Origin of the sequence: Micromonospora inyonensis (genome assembly GCF_900091415.1) — a bacterium.
Lineage (GTDB): Bacteria > Actinomycetota > Actinomycetes > Mycobacteriales > Micromonosporaceae > Micromonospora > Micromonospora inyonensis.
The window spans coordinates 2,668,007-2,684,278 of the sequence record NZ_FMHU01000001.1 but is presented as its reverse complement, the minus strand read 5'-3'; the positions used below and the strand labels follow the sequence as shown (position 1 = coordinate 2,684,278).

Sequence of the window (16,272 nt, the reverse complement as noted above, 5' to 3'; positions counted from 1 at the left end):
CCGGATCCAGGCCACCTCCGACCGGCTACGGCGTTAGGTTGACCACCGGTGAGGACGTTTCGCTGGCCACCGTGTGAGGATCAGTGACAAAGCCGGCGGCGGCGACGGCCGCATCCCGCCGGTCCACCCCGCACCGTCGCGAGGAGGAGAGCCGTCATGACGAACACCAGGACGCGGATCCCCCAGGATCTCGACCGCAACCTCGCCCTCGATCTGGTCCGCGTCACCGAGGCGGCGGCGATGGCCGCCGGGCGGTGGGTCGGACGGGGCGACAAGGAGGGCGGGGACGGGGCAGCCGTCGACGCCATGCGCAAACTGATCAACTCGATCCCGATGCGGGGCGTCGTGGTGATCGGCGAGGGCGAGAAGGACAACGCCCCGATGCTCTTCAACGGTGAGGAGGTCGGTGACGGCAGCGGCCCCGAGGTGGACGTGGCGGTCGACCCGATCGACGGCACCACGCTGATGAGCAAGGGCATGCCGAACGCCCTGGCGGTGCTGGCGGTGGCCGAGCGGGGCGCGATGTTCGACCCGAGCGCCGTCTTCTACATGGAGAAGCTCGCCGTCGGACCGGCGTACGCGGACGTCGTCGACATCGACGCCGGGGTCGCCGAGAACCTGCGCCGGATCGCCCGGGTGAAGGGCACCGACGTCTCCGGGGTGACGGTCTGCGTACTGGACCGCCCCCGCCACGACGACCTGGTCGGGCAGGTCCGCCGGACCGGGGCGGGCATCCGGTTCATCTCCGACGGTGACATCGCCGGTGCCATCGCGGCCGCCCGGGGCGAGTCCGACGTCGACGTGCTGATGGGCATCGGCGGCACCCCGGAGGGGATCACCGCCGCCTGCGCGCTGAAGTGCATGGGCGGCATGATGCAGGCCAAGCTCTGGCCCCGGGACGACGCCGAGCGGGCCAAGGCCCTCGACGCCGGCCACGACCTGGACCGGGTCCTCTCCACCGACGACCTGGTCACCGGGGACAACTGCTTCTTCGTGGCCACCGGCGTCACCTCGGGTGACCTGCTGCGCGGGGTCAGCTACCGGGCCGGTGGGGCGTACACCCAGTCGATCGTGATGCGCTCCAAGAGCGGCACGATCCGGGTGATCGACTCCTACCACCGCCTAGAGAAGCTGGCGCTCTACTCGGCCATCGACTTCGACGGCCGCCCGCTGGCCGAGCAGGAGTGACCGGCACCCGGGAGGCCGACACGGTCCCGTCGACGGCCGTGCGGCTCACCCGGGTCGGGCTCGCCGTGTTCTCCGGCACCACCGTGGCCCTACAGGCTCGGATCAACGGCGAACTGGGCGTACGCCTCGGCGACGGGATCGTCGCCGCGGTCGTCTCCTTCGGGACGGGGCTCCTGATCCTGCTGGTGCTGGTCCCTGCCACCCCGACCGGGCGGCGGGGGCTGCACCGCCTCCGGGCCACCCTCCGGGACGGGTCGCTGCGGCCGTGGCACTGCCTCGGCGGGGCCTGCGGCGCGTTCTTCGTGGCCGCGCAGGGGCTCACCATCGGCACGCTGGGGGTCGCGGTCTTCACCGTGGCGGTGGTGGCCGGGCAGACCAGCAGCAGCCTCGTCGTGGACGGGGCCGGCGTCGGCCCGACCGGGCGGCAGCCGGTGACCCCCAACCGGCTGGCCGGCGCGTCGCTGGCCGTGCTGGCGGTCCTCGTCGCCGTCGGCGACCGGCTGGGCGAGCCCGGCCTGCTGGCGCTGGCCCTGCTGCCGCTGCTCGCCGGGGTCAGCATCGCCTGGCAGCAGGCGGTCAACGGCCAGGTGCGGGCGGCCTCGGGCAGCGCGCTCACCGCCACGCTGGTCAGCTTCGCCGTCGGCACGCTGACGCTGCTCGCCACGTTCGCCGTCGACCTGCTGGTACGGGGCCTACCGGCCGGCGGCTTCCCCACCGAGCCGTGGCTCTACCTGGGCGGCCCGATCGGCATCCTGTTCATCGCGATCGCGGCGGCGATCGTCCGGTTCACCGGGGTGCTCCTGCTCGGTCTGGCGTCCATCGCCGGTCAGATCGTCGGGGCCGTGCTGCTGGACGTGGGGCTGCCCACCGCGGCTCTGCGTCCCGGACCGGCGGCCCTCTTCGGGGCCGCCCTCACCCTGGTCGCCGTGGTGATTGCCGCGATCGGCCCGCAGGTGCGCCGGTGAGCTGGTGGTCGCGCACGCCGCTGAGGTGGTAGCAGGGCGCCTCAGCGGACGGGGGTGGGCGGGCCGGCGGCGGTCGGCGCGGCCAGGCTCTCGGCCAGCACGTCGTCCAGCGGGGTGCAGGTGAGCCCGAACGTTTCGGTGACGGCGGTCGAGTCGAGCACGAACGGCCGGTAGAACTGGTAGGCGATCTCCCGGATCTCACGTGCCTCGCGGCTGGCCAGCCCGCCGAGGGTGAGCACCGGCGCGGGCAGCCGGGTGATCCGGGGCGGTCGGGCACCGGCCAGGGTTGCCACCCGTACGGCGAGTCCGCGTACCGAGAGCGGCGGCGGGCTCGGCGCGTGCCAGGCCCGGCCCCAGGCACGCTCGTCGGTGGCGACCGTGACGAGGGTACGGGCCATGTCGCCGACGTACGTCCAGCTGTGCGGGGCGTCCGGGTCGGCCGGTACGACGATCCGCCGGCCGGTCGCGGCCCGGGGCAGCACGAGCGTGGTGGCTGCGGAGTGCGCACCCGCCCCGAGGTAGTCCGAGCCGCGCACCTCGGTGACCCGGACCCGTCCGGCCTGGTCCGCGGCCAGCGCCTCGGTCCACATCCGCACGCGTACCGCGCCCTTGACGCTGTTCGGCCGCAGCGGCGTCCGCTCGGTCATCGGCGCGGTGACCGGGCCGTAGCCGTAGAGGTTGCCGGCGGTGACCAGCACCGCGCCGGTGCGCTCGGCGGCGGCCAGCAGCGCCGCCGCGATCGGGGGCCAGTCGGTCGGCCAGCGGTGGTACGCCGGGTTGGCGCAGTTGTAGAGGGCGACCGCTCCCTGTGCCAGGGCGGTCAGCCGGTCGGCGTCGGTGGCGTCGGCGGCGATCCGCTCGACGGCCGGGTGCTCCGGCCCCCGGCCGCGCCGGCTGACCAGTCGCACCCGGCAGCCCTGGTCGGCGAGGAGCCGGGCGGTGGCGACACCGACCGGACCGGCACCGACGATCACGTGAGTGGACACAACAGCCGCCTTTCGTTACGGCGATTCAAACAGAGAGCACTGTTCTCTTTCGCTGTCTCCATCCTGCATCCGGCCAGCACATTCCGTCAAGAGCAGTGCTCTCTATTTTGGTTGCCGCTCTTGTCATGGCAGAGTGAGTCCATGCCCGCACCCTCGATCCGCGCCCGGGTACGCGCCGAGATGATCGCCGAGATCAAGGCCGTCGCCCGTCGACATCTCGCCACCGACGGCGCCAACCTGTCGCTGCGCGCGGTGGCCCGGGAGATGGGCATGGTCTCCTCGGCGGTCTACCGCTACTTCCCCAGCCGGGACGAACTGCTCACCGTGCTGATAGTCGAGGCGTACGACGCGCTGGGCACGGTCGTGGAGGCGGCCGACGCCGACCGGGACCCGACCGACCTACGCGGACGCTGGACGGCCTGCTGCCGGGCGGCCCGGCGCTGGGCGCTGGAGCACCCGGCCGAGTACGCACTGCTCTACGGCAGCCCGGTGCCCGGGTACTCCGCCCCCACCGACACGGTCGGACCGGCCCAGCGCCCTCCGGCCACCCTGGTCGGCATCCTGCACGACGGGCTCGCCAGCGGGCGGCTGACCGCGCCCCCGGACGAGTTGCCCGAGCCGTTGCGGACCGACCTCGCCGAGGTCGGCGCGGCCCTGCGTGCCGATGTGCCGGAGGCGCTGCTGGCCCGGGGCATGGCCGGCTGGACCCAGCTCTTCGGGCTGATCAGCTTCGAGGTCTTCGGCCGGATCAACAACGCCCTGCCCCACCGGGACGCCTACTTCGACCACCAGGTCACCCTGATGGCCGACCTGATCGGCCTCCCCTGACCGACCCCGGACGGCCGGGGCGTGCTGGTCAGGTGCCGTCGGAGGAGTGCCCGGGGAAGAGGTGCGCCGCCGGGTCGATCGCCACCGCCGCGTTGTTCACCGCCGTGGCCGCCTCGCCGAAGCCGGTGGCGATCAGCCGGACCTTGCCCGGGTACTCGGTGATGTCCCCGGCGGCGTAGACCCGGGGGAGGTTGGTCGCCATCGCGCTGTCGACGACGATGTGCCGCCGGTCCAGGTGCAGACCCCAGTCGGCCAGCGGCCCCAGGTCGGCGGTGAAGCCGAGTGCGGCGATCACCGCGTCCACCGGCAGGGTCTCCGCCGTTCCGCCGCGTACGGCGACGTCCGCGCCGGTCACCACGGTGTCCCCGTGCAGCTTGGTCACCTCGGCGTTGACGACGATCCGCACCGGCAGCTCGTGGACCCGGGCCACGCTGGCCGCGTGCGCGCGGAACCGCTCCCGCCGGTGCACCAGGGTGACCGACCGGGCCAGGGGGGCCAGGGCCGCCGCCCAGTCGAACGCGGAGTCGCCGCCGCCGACGATGAGCACGTCCCGACCGGCCAGCGCGGCCGGTTGCGGGACGAAGTAGACCAGCCCGGTGCCGGCGAAGCCCACGGCGGCCGGCAGCGGACGCGGGGTGAAGCTACCGAGCCCACCCGTGACGATCACCGCGCCGCAGTGCAGGCGCTCGCCGCCGCCGAGGCCGAGCACCGGCCGGCCGTCCTGGTACTCCAGCCGCTCGGCGCGGACGCCGAGCAGGTACTCGGGCGACGCGGTCGCGGCCTGGGCGACCAGGTTCGCGACCAGGTCCCGCCCCTTGATCACGGGGAAGCCGGCGATGTCGTAGATCATCTTCTCCGGGTACATCGCGGCGATCTGCCCGCCCGGCTCGGGCAGGGCGTCGACGACGGCCACCGAGAGCCCCCGGAACCCGGCGTAGTAGGCGGCGTAGAGGCCCGACGGGCCGGCCCCGATTATGGCGACATCGACCTCACGCATCCGCGTACCGTCACTCTCCGCTGAAGTATCAACCCAGGTTGATTTCGACGGTAGGGGTGTCGATCGTCCGGGGCAAGCACGTCCCATCAGGGAAACGCTCAGGGCGTGGTGAGCGGGTACCCCGCCTCCACCCCCGGACGGCGGCGGAACAGCACCGCGGCGAGCACCCCGCCGACCAGCCCGAACAGGTGCCCCTGCCAGGAGATGCGCTCGTCGGTGGGGAGGATGCCGACCAGCTGCCAGCCGTAGAGGAGGCCGACCAGGAGCACGACCGCGAAGTTCCACCAGGTGCGCTCCACCACACCTCGGGTGAGCAGCAGGCCGAGGTACCCGAAGATGACCCCGCTGGCGCCGACCACGATCGAGTTGGACGACCCGGTGAACCAGACGCCGAAGCCGCTGACCAGGATGATCACCAGTGTGGACCAGAGGTAGCGCCGGACCCCGGCGGCGAGCACGAAGGTGCCGAGCAGGATCAGCGGGATGCTGTTGCTGTAGAGGTGGTCGAAGCCGTGGTGCAGGAAGGGCGAGAAGAAGACCCCGTCCAGCCCGTCGATCCGCTTGGGGATGATCCCGGCGGCCGGGTCGAAGCCGGCGTCCAGCCAGACGTCCAGTGCCTCGACGAGGAAGAGCACCGGGACCACCGCACACATCGCGACGAAGGCCCGACCCAGCGAGGCGTAGAACGCCTCGGTGCCGAACCGGTTGGCATCGCCCGACGGGCCGCCGTCGAAAGTCACCCACAAGTAGCTATCAGCTCTGGCGACCAACCGCCACCCGACCGCCCCGCCGGGCTGCGGTTTCACCCCGGGCGGAGACGGCGGCGGGGGTGGGCGGCATCGCCACCCACCCCCGCCGGTCAGGTCCGCCGGATCAGTACCAGCCGGTGTCCTGGGAGTGCGCCCAGGCCCTGCACGGGGTGCCGTACCGGCCCTTGATGTAGCCGAGCCCCCACTCGATCTGGGTGGCCGGGTTGGTCTGCCAGTCGTCGCCGGCCGAGCCCATCTTGCTGCCCGGCAGCGCCTGCGGGATCCCGTACGCGCCGGAGGAGGGGTTCCTGGCCTGGTGGTTCCAGCCGCTCTCCTTGTTCCAGAGCCGGTCCAGGCAGGGCATCTGGTCCATGCCGAAGCCGGCGTCGACCAGCATGGCGCAGCCGATCTTCCGGTTGCCGCTGTACTCGCTGCACGAGGCGGGGATCGGGCCGTCGTACGGCTTGGAGGTCTTCTCCGCCGCCTTCCGGGCGGCCTCCTCGGCCGCCGCCTTGGCCTTCGCCTCGGCCTCGCGCTTCTTGCGGGCCGCGCGCTCGGCGGCCGCCTTGCGGGCGGCCAGCTCGGCGGCGGCCTCGGCCCGTTGCGCGGACCGCAGCTCGGTCTGGTATCTCGCGGACTCGACGACGTGCTCGGTCTGCGCGTACCGCGACTGCTCGATCTCGACCCGGCCGACCTGCGCGGTCGCGTCCGATGGCCGGGTCTGGCGGTCTTCGCCCAGGTAGAAGCCGCCGGCGACACCCACGGAGAGCAACGCGACAGCGGCGGTTCGGGCACCCAACCGGCTCCACAGCCGACTCACGAAGAGGTCCCTTCGTCGGGGGCAAGGACACGGCGCGGCCGATCCCGGTCAGCACCGGGCGGACCCGCGCCGTGAGCGCCCCGACCGTGCCGGTCACCGCCGGCACCGTGGGCCGGTGATCCCCGGCCCCTGTGACGAATGATCACCAACGATCTTTCTGGTGCGCGGGCGCTCGTGGGACACCATCGCGCACCGTGGGGCCGTTGGGAAACCACACGCCGCAAATGTGATCTGCACCACTATGCAAATAGTGGCAAAATAGGTTTTACTCGGCAGTCAGCTCGGGATGTCCTCCAACAGGTCCGTCACCACCGCCGCGATCGGCGACCGCTCCGAGCGGCTGAGCGTGACGTGCGCGAACAGGGGATGCCCCTTCAGCGCCTCGATCACTGCGGTCACCCCGTCGTGCCGACCCACCCGGAGGTTGTCCCGCTGGGCGACGTCGTGCGTGAGCACCACCCGGGAGCCCTGGCCGATCCGGGAGAGGACGGTGAGCAGCACCCCCCGCTCCAGCGACTGTGCCTCGTCCACGATGACGAACGCGTCGTGCAGGCTCCGCCCCCGGATGTGGGTCAGCGGCAGCACCTCCAACATGCCCCGGGAGGTGACCTCCTCCAGCACGTTCTCGTGCACCACCGCGCCCAGGGTGTCGAAGACCGCCTGCGCCCAGGGCGACATCTTCTCCGCCTCCGAGCCCGGCAGGTAGCCCAGCTCCTGACCGCCCACGGCGTAGAGCGGCCGGAACACGACCACCTTCTTGTGCCGGCGGCGTTCCATCACCGCCTCCAGGCCCGCGCAGAGGGCCAGGGCGGACTTCCCGGTGCCCGCCCGGCCACCGAGCGAGACGATCCCCACCGACTCGTCGAGGAGCAGGTCCAGGGCGATCCGCTGCTCCGCGGAGCGTCCGCGCAGGCCGAACGCGTCCCGGTCACCCCGGACCAGCCGTACGGTCTTGTCCGGCAGGACCCGGCCCAGGGCCGAGCCGTTGCCCGAGTGCAGCAGCAGACCGGTGTGGCAGGGCAGTCCGGCCGCGCCGTCCAGGTCGAGCGTCTCACCGCCGTACAGCTGGCCGATCTGCTCCTCGGCGACCTCCAGTTCGGCCATGCCCGTCCAGGTCGGGTCGCTCGCCTGGCCGTGCCGGTACTCGTCGGCCCGCAGCCCGACGGCGGCGGCCTTGACCCGCAGCGGCATGTCCTTGCTGACCAGCGTCACCCGCCGCCCCTCGGCGGCCAGGTTGAGCGCCACGGCGAGGATCCGGGCGTCGTTGGACTCGGTCCGGAAGCCGGGCGGGAGGACGTTGTAGTCGGTGTGGTTCAGCTCGACCCGCAGCGTGCCGCCCTCGTCGTTGGCGGACACCGGGTGGTCCAACCGGCCGTGGGTGATCCGCAGCTCGTCGAGCATGCGGAGGGACTGCCGGGCGAACCAGCCGAGTTCCGGATGGTGCCGCTTGCCCTCCAACTCGGAGATCACCACGAGGGGGAGGACCACCTCGTGTTCGGCGAACCGGTGGAACGCCGCAGGGTCGGAGAGCAGGACCGAGGTGTCCAGGACGAAGACCTCTGGTCGGGGCTCCCCGGGCTCGGCGGCGCCCGTCGCCGCACGGCGGCTCCGGGTCGTCCGGCGGGTGTTCGTGGTCGCGGCCGGGGTCTGATCGCCACCGGCGGGGGTACGACGAGTCGTCACAGGCCTGCTCCGACGGATGGGCACCCGCCACCCGCGTTCCGCCTCCTCCGGTGCCCGGGGACACGGGGTCGGATGCGGGCCCCGTGCGCGAGGTCGCAGATCCGGGCTGGCCGGCTGGCCCGGGAGAACCCCGCGCCATGACTAGACGCTAGCGTCGCCGCGCCCGTTCCGGCTAGAGGCGAAGATGGATCTCAATCGAGCAGTGGACGAACATCCTGGTCGGCGACGGGTTCGATGGTCGTGGTCGCCTCCACCGGAGGGGCGACGCGGACCCGTTCGGGCCCGGGTGCCCGGCCCGGCCCGCAGATGGCTGCGGGCACGGTGTCCGGGGACGCCGGCCGGGATGTGTGCCCCCTGCGCGCACCCCGGCCGGCCCCGGCCCCGCGCCCGGTGGGACGCGGGGTCCACGGCGCGTCGCGGGCGACGCTCCGGGTCCGCCGGGCGGCGGTCGTCGTCGGCTCAACCGTGCCGGCTGGCCAGTGTCCCGGTCGGGTACCGTCCGCCGACGGTCACGGTCGACTGGCCCGCGCCGACGGTCACGGTGGGACGGCCGACGCCGACCGCCGCGCCCGGCCGACGCCCTCCGGGGTACGCCCCGGCCGCAGCCCCCCGGGTGGTTCCGGCCGGCGCGAACGCCGATCCGGTGTACGTGGTGCCCGCCCGGGTGACCGGGGCGCCGGACCGGGCGGCGGCACCGGGCGGGACGGCCAGCGCCGAGGCGAGGGCCGCCTGCGCCTCCCGACGCCTCCGGTTCCACGCACCCCGGTCCCCGTCGAAGTAGCCCTGGCGATAGCCGAACCGGTAACCGATCCGGTAGCTGAGCTGGCCGTGCAGCCGTCCGGCCGCATAGCTGGTCGAGCCGAGCAGCAGGACCAGGAACACCGCGAAGAAGGGGCTCATCCGGCGGCTCCGGCGGGGCTCGGGCCGGGACGGGCCATCATCGCTCCTCCGGGGCGGGCGGGGCGGGGTCGACGACGAGCAGCCGGTCCAGGTCGTCGGTGCTGACCTCCTCGACCAGTTCGACGCTGATCCGGCAGCCGTCCACGAGGACTTCCGCCACCGAGGCACGCCGGATCTGGCCCCCGGCGTCGTAGACCCGGACGCTCAGCTCCGGGCAGCCGAGATGGGCACGCCAGGCGTCCCACTCGGTGCGGTCCGCGACGTTCAGCGAGACGTGCCGGCACCCCCGGGCGAGGTAGAGGCGCCACGGGGCACTCAGACCCGCGGCCACCCCCTCCGCCACCAGGCCGAACGCCTGGGCACGGGTTGCGAGTTCGGTCACCACACCCCCCTCGTAGCTGGCGTGGCGGCGTGGCCGGGACGGGTCGCCCCAGACACGCGACACACCGCAAATTGTCCCATAGGCGTGACAGTAGCAGCTTCCGATGTGTTTGGGACCACACTCGATATCACGACTCCCGCCCATGTCACGGCAGTAGCACCGGGATCCGCCCGCCGGGGTCGAATGCGAAGACGGTGTCACATCTACGTGACAAGAGCGCGTCTCACGACGACACGGCGGACGGCTGGCCGTACCGTCGTCGGGTGACCGACCACGCCCACGCGCGCAAGATCGAATTCGCCGCCTTCGTGCGCCGGGCGCTCGACGACGTGCGGGCGACCCGGGCCTGGAGCGGCACCGAGGTGTCCCGCCGGACCGGCATCTCCCGGCAGACCATCAACCGGTGGGTCCGCGGCGACTGGAGCAGCGACCCCGAGGCCGCCCGGGTGGTCTCCTTCTGCGAGGGGCTCGGGCTGGATCCGGCGGCGGCCTTCGCCGTGCTCGGCTGGGACCGGACGGGCCCGTTGCGCCGCCGGCCGGACACCCCGCCGATGGACCCGGACGTCGAGGCGCTGTTGCGCCGCCTGGTCGACCCCGGAGTCTCCGACCTCGAGAAGTTCCACATCCGGGAGACCGTCCGGTACCTCGCCTACCGTCCGCCGCTGCCGGGGAGCGCCCGGAATACGGACAAACGGGCCGGCTAGTTCTCCAGATGGTGAAAAGAACCCCGACTGGTAAATCGCCGTTCCGCATCGGGCGGCAGGTTCGCGCGCTAGCGTCCCCCTAACTGCTTGGGCTCGTCGTCGGCGGGGGGACGGGACAAGGCCGAACCCAGCCCTGCGGGACAGAAGGAGGGGTCTGTCCATGACCCTGAAGTGGTTGGCAGTCCTGGTCGCGACGGTGTCCGTGACACTGTCGGTGACCGGCAACGTGGTGATCGGCGCGATCGACGGCGGGCAGCTCCCTCTGATCGTGAACCTCTTCGCGCTGACCACGGCCGGCACGGCGGTCGTCCTGGCCGTCCTCGCCGACCTCTACGACCGGCTCAACGACCGGCTCACCGCGCTCACCGAGTTCCTGGTGGCCCGGCTCAACGAGATCGAGGCGCACACCGGCGACCGGAACGCCGGTTTCGTCGAGGGCTACCTGCTCAGTCACGACCGGGAGGCCGCGGTGGTGCCGTTCGGGCGGCGGGGACGCGGAGCCGCCGAACGCTGAGCGCCGCCACCGGGCGGAGCGGACGCGCTTCTCGCGACCGCGAATGCACCGCCCTCCTGCGGGTACGCTGACGCGCGTGCCGCCGTTGAATCCGGGCAACCAGGAGCCGCCGACGCCGCTCGACGCCGCCCGTGCCTGGGCCGTGACCGCCGAGCGGGCCGGCGACTACGTGTTCTTCTTCGACTTCGACGGCACTCTCGCCCCGGTCGACGAGGATCCCACCGCGGTCGAGCCCGCTCCGAAGGTCCTCGCCGCGCTCGAGGCGCTCGCGCCCGTCGTTCGTCGGGTCGCGATCGTCTCCGCCCGCCCGGTCGAGTTCCTGCGCGACCACTTCGGCGGGCTTGTCGGTATCGACCTCTACGGCCTCTACGGGTTGGAGCACAGCCACTCCGGCGGCGAGACGGTCACCGAGCCGGCTGCCCTGCCCTGGGTGCCCACCATGGCCGAACTGGCCGATCTGGCCCGTGGTGAACTGCCCCCGGGCACCCTGGTGGAGTTCAAGCGCCTCTCGGTGGCCCTGCACTACCGCACCGCGCCGCATTTGGCCGAGGCGGTGGAGAGCTGGGGCCGGGCCCAGGCCGACCGCCTGGGGCTGCGGGTGCAGGCCGGCCGGATGGTGCTGGAGATCAAGCCCCCGGTCGACCGGGACAAGGGCATGGTGATCGACGAGGCGGTCCGCTCGGCCGCCGGAGCCTGGTACTTCGGCGACGACGTCTCCGACATCAAGGCGTTCACCGCGCTGCGCGCCCGCGCGGCCGCGGATCCCGACTTCGTCGGGGTCTGCGTGGCGGTGGCCAACCAGGAGACCGGGCAGGAGGTCGCCCTCGCCGCCGACCTGACCATCGACTCACCGGCCGCCCTCGGCGACTTCCTCAGCGACGCCGTCACCCGGCTGCGCTGACCCGTCTGCCGGTCACCGGCGCGGGCCGCGCCGACGCTCTCCTTGAGGCCGGAGGGGATCCCCCGCCCCGGGGTGGGCGGAGGATCCCCGGTCAGATGGTCCCGTCGACGGTCAGGCCGGCAGGGTCCACTTCTGGTTCGCCCCGGCGCCGCACGTCCACAGGTGGACGAGGGTGCCGTCGGCGGAGTTGTTGTCGGCCACGGTCAGGCACTTGCCGGACTGCGGGCTGCGCAGGGTGCCGTCGGGGTACGGCTGCCACTGCTGGTGGACGAGTCCGTGACAGGGCCACAGGATGATCGGAGTGCCGTCCGCGGAACCGCCGCCACTGACGTCCAGACACTGGCCCATCGACATGACGGTGCGGTTCGGCATCAGCGCCCAGCCCTGGGGGCCGGAGTTGTCGCAGGTCGAGATCTCGGTCGCCGCGCCGTCGGCGTGCGGGGCCCGGGAGTCCAGGCACTTGCCGGCCAGCCCGGTCACCGCGCCGACCCGGGCGGTGGTTCCCGTCGGCCCGTTCTTGGCCACCGTCTCGGCGATCCGGATGCCCTGCATCAGGTCGTCCACCGCCGGGATGCCCTCGGTGAGGGTCACCTGGTCGGCGATCCGCTCGCTGGCCAGTTCGAGCCGCTGCTTGAGCTGGTTCGACCGGTGGACGACCGCCCAGCTGAGGCAGCGCTCGACCGGGTCCCACCGCTCCGCCCAGTTGCAGGGCGGCAGCAGGTACGGGTCCGGGGTGGTGTCCGGCGGGTCCGCCAGCGGGTTGGGCTCCGGTACGCCGCTCTTCTCCGGCTTCACCACGCACCGGTCGTTCACGACCGTCTCGCAGTAGTTCTTGTAGGCCCGCTCGAAGCCGGCGGTCACCCGCTTCGCCGGGGTGATGCCACCGGAGTGGCCCTCCCGACCGTTGACCACGTTGGCCTCCAACTGCCCCTGGTCGAACGGGATGCGGGTCTGCCCGAAGAGGTGGATGCCGATGGTCTGGTCCTGCTCCAGCGAGCGGGCGAACCCGAGCTTGGTGTACGACTGGAGCAGCAGCGCCGCCCGGGTGAGCTGTTTGTTCAGCTCGTACAGTTCGGTACCCGGCTTCTTCAGGTCCCGGGTCACCTCGTAGTAGTACTGCCCCGCCTGGCCGTAGAGCCAGTCACGGACATTCGTCTTGATCGTCGCGTCGTTCGGAGTCCGGGTACGGCTCACGGTCTGCTCGAAGTCCGCCTTGACCCCGCCCCACTTCTCCGACATGGCCTGGCTGAGGGTGCGCCGCCAGCCCTGCCGGGGGTCGTCCGGCGGGTAGTACTGCTGGATCTTGCCGTACGGGTAGACCTTGCTCCACGTGGAGGCGGTGAGCCACTGGCCGTCCCACCGCTGCCGCAGCTTGAAGGTGATCTCCAGGTCGGCGTAGACCGCGTACGGCTTGTCCCCGTCCGGGTCCGGCGGCTCGGACTCGTTCGCCCAGGCCGGCTCGTAGCAGAGCTGCGCGGGGGTGTCGGGACGCCCGTAGTCGGCCAGCCAGATCTCCTTGGCGTCCTTGCTGACCACGTTGCCGGGCCGGCTCGCCTGGTAGGTGACGCTGGTGGAACACGGCGGGACGGACGTCGGTTCGGTGGTGCTGGCGCCCTCCACGTCCTGGGTGGGCAGGCCGAACATCGTGTAGCCCAGGCGGTGGTTCTGGATCGCGTTCCGCTTCTCGTGCATCTTGCCGAACAGCGTCTCACCCGTGGTCCGGTAGTCGCTGATCAGCTTGATGAACATCGGGTTGAGCTGGTCGGGCTTGTCCCAGCCCTGCGGGGCGCTGAACCGCCGGACGGCCGTCTGGATGGCCCGACCGGACGCGAGGATCTCGTCGGTGGTCAGGTTGACCTGCGCGGCATAGCCCGGGTTCTGCGCCACCATGTGCTTGTAACCCTCGGCGGCGAGCATCCAGTGCTCCACCGCCGGCACCGGTGGCGCCTGCACCCGCACGCCGCCGCTCTCCAGGTACGGCAGGTGCAGGTTGTTCTCCGCGTAGTCGGTCAGGTAGCGGATCGAGCCGTGGTAGCCGAACGCGCCGAGGTTGTTCTCCGGATACTGGTCGCCGAGGCCGGCGGTGAACGGCGCCGCCTTGCTCTGCACGCTCGCCGCCGTGTTCAACGCCTCCACCGTCGCCTTGTACTCGTCCCAGGTCAACGGGGTCTCGGGATACCGGGCGGAGTGACTGACCCGCTGGTTGATCAGGCCCTTGAGCTGGGACACCTGGGTCTCCTGGAGGGACCGGAGGATCGAGCTGCCCCAGAAGTCGACCTGCTGGGTGACCAGCGCGAGCTGCGAGACGACCTTCTTCAGCTCGTCCTGGATCAGCCAGACCTCGGTGAGCAGCCGGTTGAACTGGGCGTCCATCTGGTCGTAGATCTGCACCAGGGCCACCTCGATCCGGTCGAACCGCTCCTTCATCTCGTCGCGGAACTCCCGCAGCTCCATGCGGAGTTCCTTGAGCTCGTCGAGGATCTGCTGGTCGACGGTCGGACCGGTGCCACCGAAGAGGGGCACCAGCGACTGGATGGCACCGAGCACCGCGCCGGCCATGCCGATCCCGCTCGCCGAGAAGAGCGCCGCCTTCAGGCCGTTGGCGGCGAGCGTCGGGAGCCAGTCACTGACCGCGGTGGCGATCTGGACGGCGGCCCGCCCGGTGCCCATCACGATCGCGCCGACCTTCGGGTCGGCGACTCCGACCAGCTTGCCGAAGAGGTCGATCGCACCGGCGGCACCCTCGAGCCACTTCTTGCGTTCCTCGGCCTTCGCCTTCGCCTGCTCCAGTTCGGCCGGGGTCGCCTGCCGCCCGTCCACCGGGAGGGCCGCGTTCATCGCCTCGACGTCCGCGTTGGCGGCGTCGGTCCGTACGTTGATCTCGTTGAGCAGCGCGGTGATCTGCCGGTTGCCCTCGTCCAGATAGTTCTGGAGGTTGTTGGTGTGCTCCAGCAGGGCCTCGACGTTGACGTACGTCGCGATCAGCGGGTCGGCCATCAGCTCGTCGGAGGTCGCGTTCGCCACGACGTTGTACTTCGCGCCGAAGTAGCCGTTCCACGCCGCGGTGAAGGTCGGGTCGATCGCGCCCCGACCGGCCACCTCACCCCAGATCTTGTTCTGGTTCTCGAAGACCTGGTTGATCACCGAGTTGTGGCGCTGCGCGGCGTGGATGTCGTCGAGCGTCTCGCCGAGCGCCTTGATCTCCTTGCCCAGCGTCGACTCGGCCAGCTCCTTGAAGATCGGTGCGGCCACCGCGCCGGACGGGTGCAGCGCCGACAGTTCCAGCAGCTTCACCATGAGCTGGTACGTCGGCCGGGCCAGGTCGTCGGCACCGAGCTGGCTGGTGTACCACTGGTTCATCGACGCCGTGTGCTGCACGAGCTGTTGCGACGTGGCGCCGGGGTGCTGCTGCCGGTAGCCGACCATCGCCGCGCTGAGGAACGTCTGCCGCAGCCCCTCGGCCCCGGTCGCCCGGGACCGCATGTACGCCGCGAACAGCCCCCGCCGCTGCGTGTCCTGGTCGACCACGACCGGACCCGACGCGTACGCCGACGGCGACACCGCGACGTTGCCCACGGCGGCGACCATCACCACCGCCACGACGGCGCAGAGTCTCCCCCACCGACCGGCGAACACGCGTCGCCGTCTCGTTGTCGGTCCTCTTCGGATCATTGCCACTCCTCCCGGTGCCGCCCACGGTCGGACGACGCGAAGGAGGGTCACCGGAGGATCGTCCCGACCGGAAGGGACAGGTGTCCCGGGTGGCCGGGCATGGTCGGAACGCCGACACTTCCGCGGTACGGATCGTTGACCGTTGTCCTGGGACAACGGTCGGACGAGGAGTCAGATGCCGTAGCGGCGTTGCCGGCTCGCGTACGAGCGCAGCGCCCGGAGGAAGTCCACGCGACGGAAGTCGGGCCAGTTCAGCTCGCAGAAGTAGAACTCCGAGTGCGCCGACTGCCAGAGCATGAAACCGGAGAGCCGCTGCTCCCCGCTGGTACGGATGACCAGGTCCGGATCGGGCTGGCCCCGGGTGTAGAGGTGCTCGGCGATGTGCTCGACGTCCAGCACCTCGGCCAGTTCCTCCAGGGTGCCGCCGGACGCCGCGTGTTCCAGCAGCAGCGAGCGGACCGCGTCGGTGATCTCACGCCGGCCGCCGTACCCGACCGCGATGTTGACCTGGGCCCCACCGCAGCGATCCCGGGTGCGCTCCTCGGCGGCCTTCAGCGCGGTGGCCGTCTGCGCCGGGAGCAGGTCGAGCGCGCCGACCATGCGCAACCGCCACGGGTTGCCCTCCTCGGCCAACTCGACCACGAGATCCTCGATGATCTGCAACAGCGGGTCGAGTTCCCGGGCCGGACGACGCAGGTTGTCGGTGGCCAGCAGGTAGAGGGTGACGTGCCCGATGCCGGCCTGGTCGCACCAGCCGAGCACGTCCTTGATCTTGGCGGCGCCGACCCGGTGGCCGTCGTTGGGGTCGACGAAGCCCATTTCCTTGGCCCACCTGCGGTTGCCGTCGCACATCACGCCGACGTGCCGGGGCACCGGCTTGCCCGCGAGGCTCGCCGTCAGTCGACGCTCGTACACCGAATAGAGCAGGTTCCGCAGAGTCATCACCATGCAGCGTAGCGACCCGGTCGGGGAACGGGCACGTC

14 protein-coding genes and 1 pseudogene are annotated in these 16,272 nt (G+C 71.7%); 6 read left to right on the top strand and 9 right to left on the bottom strand.

The features are described from left to right. The first annotated feature begins 156 nt into the window (after window positions 1–156). Window positions 157–1,188: a class II fructose-bisphosphatase gene (gene glpX, locus GA0074694_RS12130; RefSeq protein WP_091457123.1), complete on the top strand. Its 1,032-nt coding sequence runs from the start codon at window positions 157–159 to the stop codon at window positions 1,186–1,188. Then, window positions 1,185–2,153: a DMT family transporter gene (locus GA0074694_RS12125; RefSeq protein ID WP_425413592.1), complete on the top strand. Its 969-nt coding sequence runs from the start codon at window positions 1,185–1,187 to the stop codon at window positions 2,151–2,153. Before glpX ends, GA0074694_RS12125 begins: the two co-directional genes overlap by 4 nt. A 41-nt stretch (window positions 2,154–2,194) precedes the next feature. Here the strand turns inward: GA0074694_RS12125 and GA0074694_RS12120 are convergent, their stop codons facing one another. Then, a complete protein-coding gene (locus GA0074694_RS12120; protein ID WP_091457119.1) occupies window positions 2,195–3,139 on the bottom strand; it encodes an NAD-dependent epimerase/dehydratase family protein in 945 nt (314 codons plus the stop codon). 141 nt (window positions 3,140–3,280) lie between these two features. On the opposite strand from GA0074694_RS12120, the gene GA0074694_RS12115 reads away from it, so the two are divergent. Next, window positions 3,281–3,967, top strand: a complete 687-nt coding sequence (locus tag GA0074694_RS12115) for a TetR/AcrR family transcriptional regulator (protein ID WP_091457116.1) — start codon at window positions 3,281–3,283, stop codon at window positions 3,965–3,967. Between the two features lie 28 nt (window positions 3,968–3,995). Here GA0074694_RS12115 and GA0074694_RS12110 read toward each other — a convergent pair whose 3' ends face one another. The 6 genes and pseudogenes from GA0074694_RS12110 to GA0074694_RS12085 all read right to left on the bottom strand — a co-directional run bounded on the left by GA0074694_RS12110 (window position 3,996) and on the right by GA0074694_RS12085 (window position 9,498). Continuing rightward, a complete protein-coding gene (locus tag GA0074694_RS12110; protein ID WP_091457113.1) occupies window positions 3,996–4,964 on the bottom strand; it encodes an NAD(P)/FAD-dependent oxidoreductase in 969 nt (322 codons plus the stop codon). A 98-nt stretch (window positions 4,965–5,062) separates the two neighbouring features. Further along, window positions 5,063–5,704, bottom strand: a complete 642-nt coding sequence (locus GA0074694_RS12105) for a rhomboid family intramembrane serine protease (protein WP_091457110.1) — start codon at window positions 5,702–5,704, stop codon at window positions 5,063–5,065. 133 nt (window positions 5,705–5,837) lie between these two features. Continuing rightward, window positions 5,838–6,533, bottom strand: a complete 696-nt coding sequence (locus GA0074694_RS12100) for an aggregation-promoting factor C-terminal-like domain-containing protein (protein ID WP_091457106.1) — start codon at window positions 6,531–6,533, stop codon at window positions 5,838–5,840. A 276-nt stretch (window positions 6,534–6,809) separates the two neighbouring features. Beyond that, window positions 6,810–8,216 (bottom strand): RNA 5'-3' helicase PhoH2, encoded by a 1,407-nt coding sequence (gene phoH2, locus GA0074694_RS12095; protein ID WP_091457103.1) that lies wholly within the window; start codon window positions 8,214–8,216, stop codon window positions 6,810–6,812. Window positions 8,217–8,795: 579 nt separating this feature from the next. Beyond that, window positions 8,796–9,116 (bottom strand): annotated as a pseudogene (locus GA0074694_RS12090) (hypothetical protein); the annotation flags it as partial. A 37-nt stretch (window positions 9,117–9,153) separates the two neighbouring features. Further along, on the bottom strand, window positions 9,154–9,498 hold the full coding sequence (locus GA0074694_RS12085; RefSeq protein ID WP_091459030.1) for a hypothetical protein: 345 nt from the start codon (window positions 9,496–9,498) through the stop codon (window positions 9,154–9,156). A 263-nt stretch (window positions 9,499–9,761) separates the two neighbouring features. Between GA0074694_RS12085 and GA0074694_RS12080 the strand changes: the two genes are divergently transcribed. The 3 genes from GA0074694_RS12080 to otsB all read left to right on the top strand — a co-directional run bounded on the left by GA0074694_RS12080 (window position 9,762) and on the right by otsB (window position 11,617). Further along, window positions 9,762–10,202, top strand: coding sequence for a helix-turn-helix domain-containing protein (locus GA0074694_RS12080; RefSeq protein ID WP_091457097.1), 441 nt, complete (start codon window positions 9,762–9,764; stop codon window positions 10,200–10,202). A 160-nt stretch (window positions 10,203–10,362) separates the two neighbouring features. Next, window positions 10,363–10,716 (top strand): hypothetical protein, encoded by a 354-nt coding sequence (locus tag GA0074694_RS12075; protein WP_091457093.1) that lies wholly within the window; start codon window positions 10,363–10,365, stop codon window positions 10,714–10,716. A 76-nt stretch (window positions 10,717–10,792) separates the two neighbouring features. Beyond that, window positions 10,793–11,617 carry a trehalose-phosphatase gene (otsB, locus tag GA0074694_RS12070; RefSeq protein WP_091457089.1) on the top strand — a complete coding sequence of 275 codons (825 nt, stop codon included), beginning with the start codon at window positions 10,793–10,795 and terminating at the stop codon, window positions 11,615–11,617. Window positions 11,618–11,728: 111 nt separating this feature from the next. Here otsB and GA0074694_RS32240 read toward each other — a convergent pair whose 3' ends face one another. Together GA0074694_RS32240 and GA0074694_RS12060 are read right to left on the bottom strand one after the other, a co-directional pair. Beyond that, complete coding sequence (locus tag GA0074694_RS32240) at window positions 11,729–15,253, bottom strand: RICIN domain-containing protein (RefSeq protein ID WP_218105675.1); 3,525 nt, start codon at window positions 15,251–15,253, stop codon at window positions 11,729–11,731. Window positions 15,254–15,460: 207 nt separating this feature from the next. Next, entirely contained in the window at window positions 15,461–16,231 is a 771-nt protein-coding gene (locus GA0074694_RS12060) for an isoprenyl transferase (protein WP_091459025.1), read from the bottom strand. Window positions 16,232–16,272 lie beyond the last annotated feature (41 nt).

Excerpts from the sequence above, each read along its gene's own strand:
- GA0074694_RS12110 (WP_091457113.1), bottom strand. The coding sequence starts at position 4,964 with ATGCGTGAGGTCGATGTCGCCATAATCGGGGCCGGCCCGTCGGGCCTC.
- GA0074694_RS12060 (WP_091459025.1), bottom strand. The coding sequence starts at position 16,231 with ATGACTCTGCGGAACCTGCTCTATTCGGTGTACGAGCGTCGACTGACG.
- GA0074694_RS12075 (WP_091457093.1), top strand. The coding sequence starts at position 10,363 with ATGACCCTGAAGTGGTTGGCAGTCCTGGTCGCGACGGTGTCCGTGACA.
- glpX (WP_091457123.1), top strand. The coding sequence starts at position 157 with ATGACGAACACCAGGACGCGGATCCCCCAGGATCTCGACCGCAACCTC.
- GA0074694_RS12115 (WP_091457116.1), top strand. The coding sequence starts at position 3,281 with ATGCCCGCACCCTCGATCCGCGCCCGGGTACGCGCCGAGATGATCGCC.